At 73.0% G+C, this 4,915-nt stretch carries 5 protein-coding genes; 3 read left to right on the forward strand and 2 right to left on the reverse strand.

Translation table 11 applies throughout. The annotated features are described in order from the left end of the window. A partial coding sequence (locus tag VF468_05435) for an ATP-binding cassette domain-containing protein (protein HEX5877754.1) occupies positions 1-1,059 on the reverse strand: 1,059 nt, incomplete at its 3' end. 2 nt (positions 1,060-1,061) lie between these two features. Beyond that, a complete protein-coding gene (locus VF468_05440) occupies positions 1,062-2,141 on the reverse strand; it encodes a BMP family ABC transporter substrate-binding protein (protein ID HEX5877755.1) in 1,080 nt (359 codons plus the stop codon). 119 nt (positions 2,142-2,260) lie between these two features. Between VF468_05440 and VF468_05445 the strand changes: the two genes are divergently transcribed. From VF468_05445 to VF468_05455, 3 genes are read left to right on the forward strand one after another with little or no spacing between them, the layout of a single operon-like run. Next, the gene (locus VF468_05445; protein ID HEX5877756.1) at positions 2,261-2,857 is read left to right on the forward strand and encodes a YdcF family protein; all 597 of its coding nucleotides are present in this window, start codon (positions 2,261-2,263) and stop codon (positions 2,855-2,857) included. A gap of 10 nt (positions 2,858-2,867) precedes the next feature. After that, complete coding sequence (gene upp / locus VF468_05450; protein ID HEX5877757.1) at positions 2,868-3,485, forward strand: uracil phosphoribosyltransferase; 618 nt, start codon at positions 2,868-2,870, stop codon at positions 3,483-3,485. Between the two features lie 50 nt (positions 3,486-3,535). After that, entirely contained in the window at positions 3,536-4,711 is a 1,176-nt protein-coding gene (locus VF468_05455; GenBank protein ID HEX5877758.1) for an HD-GYP domain-containing protein, read from the forward strand. Positions 4,712-4,915 lie beyond the last annotated feature (204 nt).

The raw sequence follows: 4,915 nt of genomic DNA on the forward strand, positions 1-4,915 counted from the left end.
GGCCAGGCCGGCCTGGCGCCGGGTGCGCACGTCGGCCCGGGTCAGCTCGTCGTCGTCCAGGTAGATGCGGCCGGTGTCGGGCGTGGCCAGGCCGACCAGGGCCTCGACGAGCTCGGCCTGGCCGTTGCCCTCGACCCCGGCGAGCCCGTAGATCTCCGAGCGGCGCACGTCCAGGTCGAGCCCGGCCACCGCCTCCTTGCCCCCGACCGTCACCCTGAGGTCCTTGACCTGCAGCAGCGGCTCGCCGGGGATTGCCTTGCCCTCGACCCGGCGCAGCAGCACCGGGCGGCCGACCATCATCTCGGCCACCTGGTGGGAGTCGGTGTCGGCGGCCACCACGGTGTCGATCACCTTGCCGTCGCGGAGCACGGTGATCCGGTCGGCCACCTCGAGCACCTCGTCGAGGGAGTGGGCGATGAAGATGATCGTCTTGCCGTCGGCCTTGAGATCGCGCATGTGGGCGAACAGCTCCTCGACCTCCTGGGGGACGAGCACGGCCGTCGGCTCGTCCAGGATCAGGATGTCCGCGCCCCGGTAGAGGAGCTTGAGGATCTCGACCCGCTGCTGCTGGCCGACGCCGATGTCCTCGACCCGGGCGTGCGGGTCCAGCGGGGTGCCGAACCCGCGGGCCAGCTCCCCCACCCGCTGCTCGGCCGCGTCCCGGTCGATCCGGCCGCCGCCGCGGGTCGGCTCGGCCCCGAGCACGATGTTCTCGGCCACAGTGAAGTCGTCGACCAGCATGAAGTGCTGGTGGACCATGCCGATGCGCAGCTCGATGGCCCGCCGGGGCGAGTCGATCACCTGCGGCTCGCCCCGGACCAGGATCTCGCCCTCGTCGGGCTGCTCCATCCCGTAGAGCATCTTCATCAGGGTCGACTTGCCGGCGCCGTTCTCGCCGACCAGGGCGTGGATCTCGCCCTCGGTCACCTGCAGGTCGATCTGGTCGTTGGCGACCACCCCGGCGTAGCGGCGGGTGATGCCGCGGCACTCGATGGCCGGCGACCGGGGACGGGCCTCCTCGGGCCCGCCCTCGGTCGCCTCGGTCGCCTCGGTCGCCACGGCTAGGAGGCCGGCTTGTCCGGGACCTTGATCTCGCCGTCGGCGATCTTCTGCTTCAGGTCGTCAAGGGTGGTCGGGATGTCGCCCAGGAGCTCCTTGTTGTACTCGTTCTGGGCGTAGTCGATCCCGCCCTCCTTGAGCCCGAAGGTCTGGATGCCGCCGGCGACCGTGCCGCCGACGTAGGTGGCGATGGTCTGCTGGACGGCCTGGTCGACCCGCTTGAGCATGGAGGTGAGGATCCACTTCCGCTCGGCCTCGCTGGCCGTCAGGCTCTGGTCGGAGTCGACCCCGATGGCGTAGACCTGCTTGGACGCGGCGGCCGAGATGACCCCGGCCCCGGTGCCGCCGGAGGCGTGATAGATGACGTCGGCGCCGTCGCCGATCTGCTTCAGGGCCAGCTCCTTGCCCTTGGCCGGGTTGCGGAAGGCCTCGGGGGTGTTGCCGGCGTAGTCGACCAGGACCTCGATGTCCTTGCCCTCCTGGTCGGCGATGTACTTGACGCCCGCCTCGTAGCCGGCCTGGAACTTCTTGATGAGGTCGCCCTCAAGCCCGCCGACGAAGCCGACGGTGTTGGACTCGGTCTTGAGGGCGGCCGCGGCCCCGACCAGGAACGAGCCTTCCTCCTCCTTGAAGGCGATGCACAGCAGGTTCTTGCCCTGCTCCTCGCAGAGCGGATCGAAGCCGTCGATCACCGCGAAGGTGGTTTCGGGGGCCTCGGTGGCCGACTTGGCGATGTCCTCGGAGAACAGGAACCCGACCCCGAAGACCAGGCCGTAGCCCTCCTCGGCCAGGCTGTCGAGCAGCTCCTTGCGGTTGGAGCCGTCGGCGTTGGGCTCGATCTCCCTGACCTCGATCTTGTCCCCCTGCTCCTGCTTGGCCGCGTCGAGCCCGGCGCCGGCCGAGTCGTTGAAGGACTGGTCGCCGCGGCCGCCGATGTCGTAGACCAGGCCGACCTGCTTGGCCTCGGCGCCGCCGCCGGTGCCGGCGTCGCCGCCCTCGTCGTCGCCGCCGCCGCACGCGGCCACCATCAGGCCGAGCGCCACCAGCAGGGCGCCCACCCGCACACCCCGTACCCCACGCATGCACTGCTCCTCTCAGACTCCGGGCTCCCACCCTCGCCAGCGCCGCTGGCTGGCGGTATTTAACCATTACCTTGGCCTGGTGTCGGGGTCTCGTCGGGAGGCTGCGTAGAATCCGCGGCATGCGCCGCGTCCTGCTGGGCCTCCTCGTGCTCGTGCTCGCCTACTTCGCCGTGACCACCACGCTGGTCGCCCAGTGGATGGGCAAGGACGAGCGTCCCAAGGTCGACGCCATCGTGGTCCTGGGGGCGGCCCAGTACGACGGGCGGCCGTCGGCCATCTACGAGGCCCGCCTGGAGCACGCCGTCGAGCTGTGGCGGGACGGGGTGGCCCCGCTGCTGGTGTTCACCGGGGGCAAGGAGGAGGGCGACCGCTTCACCGAGGGCGGGTCGGGGGCCCGCTGGGCCATCCAGCGCGGCGTGCCCTCCCGAGCGGTGCTGACCGAGGAGCGCAGCCGCACCACCTACCAGAACCTGGCCGGGGCCGAGCAGGCCCTGGAGCGGCGCAACCCGGGCGCCGGCCGGCACCGCATCGTGGTCGTGTCCGACCCCTTCCACATGTTCCGGGCGGTCAAGCAGGCCGCCGACCTCGGCATGGACGCCTACCCGTCGCCCACCCGGACCAGCCCCCTGTCGGCCAGCCGGCTCAAGCTCACCGAGCTGGTGGTGCGCGAGGACCTGGCCATCGCCGGCTACCTGCTCTCGGGAGCCGGGAAGTAAGGAGGTTCCCGTGGCCCTGACCGTCGTCGACCACCCCCTGGCCGGGACGTTGCTGACCGCGCTGCGGGACGAGACGACCCCGCCGCCGCTGTTCCGGCTGCTGGCCAAGCGGCTGTCGCTGGTGCTGGCCGTGGAGGCGACCCGGGGGGTCCCCACGGCGGCCCGGACGGTGACCACCCCCCTGGCCGAGGCGGAGGGCACCGCCTTCGACGCCCACCTGGTGGCGGTGCCGATCCTCCGGGCCGGCCTGGGCATGCTGGAGGCCGTGACCGAGCTGTTCCCCGAGGTGCCGGTCGGCTACCTGGGCCTGGAGCGCGACCACGCCACCTTCCAGCCCTCCACCTACTACAGCAAGCTGCCCGAGATCGGGGGCGGCTACGTGCTGCTGCTCGACCCGATGCTGGCCACCGGCGGGTCGGCGGCGGCGGCCTGCGCCAGCCTGTTCGCGGCCGGGCCGGCCCGGGTCACCCTGCTGTCGGTGGTGGCCGCGCCCGAGGGCATCCGGCGGCTGGAGGCCGAGCACCCGGCCCTGGACGTGGTCACCGCCGCGGTCGACGAGCGCCTCAACGACCAGGCCTACATCGTGCCCGGGCTGGGCGACTTCGGGGACCGGCTGTTCGGGACCTGACCGAGGACGATTCAATGTCTCGAACCTGATGGACAAGATGAGGAGGGCACGTGGCTCGAGCGCAGCCAGCTCGCGCCGGCGAGGAGCTGCTGGCCCCGTTCCGGGTCCTGGCGGGCGGCGAGGACCTGGCCACGGCCGGCCCCGCCCTGCTGGAGCGCGCCTGCCAGGCCCTCGAGGCGGTCGAGGGCGTGCTCCTGCTGGACGACGGCGGCCTCGTCCCCGGGCCCTCCTGGGGCCGGCCGGGCGGGGACGGGCCGCTCGGGCGCCGGCCCGGCGACCAGGCGCTGGCCGCGGCCGCGGCCGGCTCCGGCCAGCCGGGACCGGCCGGGCCCGGGGCCGTCGAGGCCTGGTGCCCGATGGTGGTCGAGGGCCGGGCGGTGGGGGTGCTCGCCCTGCGCCGGCCCGCCGGGCGGCCCTTCGCCGGCGGCGACCTGGCCGCCGTGGAGCTGCTGGCCACCGGGGCCGCGCTGGCCGCCGACCGGCTGCGCTTCCTGCGGCTGTGGACGCGCAAGCTCGAGCAGGCCGACGCCGCCCACTCCCAGCTGCTGCGCTACGCCGACGACCTGCGGACCACCTTCTCGGCCGAGCGGCGGCGGGCCGAGGAGCTGGGCGAGGCCCTGGACGGGCTCGAGCTGGCCTACACGGCCACCGTGCGCGCCCTGGCCAGCGCCGTCGAGGCCAAGGACGCCTACACCGGCGGCCACCTCTCCCGGGTCACCCAGTACGGGGCCGAGGCCTGCCGGGCCCTCGGCGGCGACCTGGCCACGACCCCCGGCCTGGAGTACGCCTTCCTCCTCCACGACCTGGGCAAGATCGGCGTGCCTGATGCCGTCCTCAACAAGGCCGGGCCCCTGACCGACGAGGAGTGGGCCCTGATGCGCGAGCACCCGGCCATCGGCCTGCGCATCCTCGAGGGGGTGCCGCACATGGACGTGGTCCGGGCGGTCGTCTGCTCCCACCACGAGCGCTGGGACGGGGCCGGCTACCCGGAGGGCCGCAAGGGCGAGCAGATCCCCCTGGCCGCCCGGGTGTTCGCGGCCGTCGACGCCTTCGACGCCATCACCACCGACCGCCCCTACCGGGCCGCCGCCAGCCTCGACGAAGCCCTCCACCGGCTGCGCGAGGCCTCCGGCACCCAGTTCGCCCCCGACGCCGTCGACGCCATCCACCTGGTCGACCGGGGACGGCTGGCGGCGATCCAGGCCACCGCGAACCGCGGGCGCTAGGACATGGGGCGCCTGACGCGGCCGGTCCAGCGCCTCCAGGCAAGGTGGAGCAGACGTTGACCAACCTGGTTGGGAATGCGATCAAATACTCCCCCGGGGGGCGGCGAGGTCCTCGTCACCGTCGACCACGACGGCGAAACCGTGCAGGTGAGCGTTCGGGACCAGGGAATCGGGATGAGCCCACGCGACATGGGGCAGTTGTTC

The organism is Actinomycetota bacterium (assembly GCA_036280995.1).
Classification (GTDB): domain Bacteria; phylum Actinomycetota; class CALGFH01; order CALGFH01; family CALGFH01; genus CALGFH01.

Excerpts from the sequence above, each read along its gene's own strand:
- VF468_05445 (HEX5877756.1), top strand. The coding sequence starts at position 2,261 with ATGCGCCGCGTCCTGCTGGGCCTCCTCGTGCTCGTGCTCGCCTACTTC.
- VF468_05440 (HEX5877755.1), bottom strand. The coding sequence starts at position 2,141 with ATGCGTGGGGTACGGGGTGTGCGGGTGGGCGCCCTGCTGGTGGCGCTC.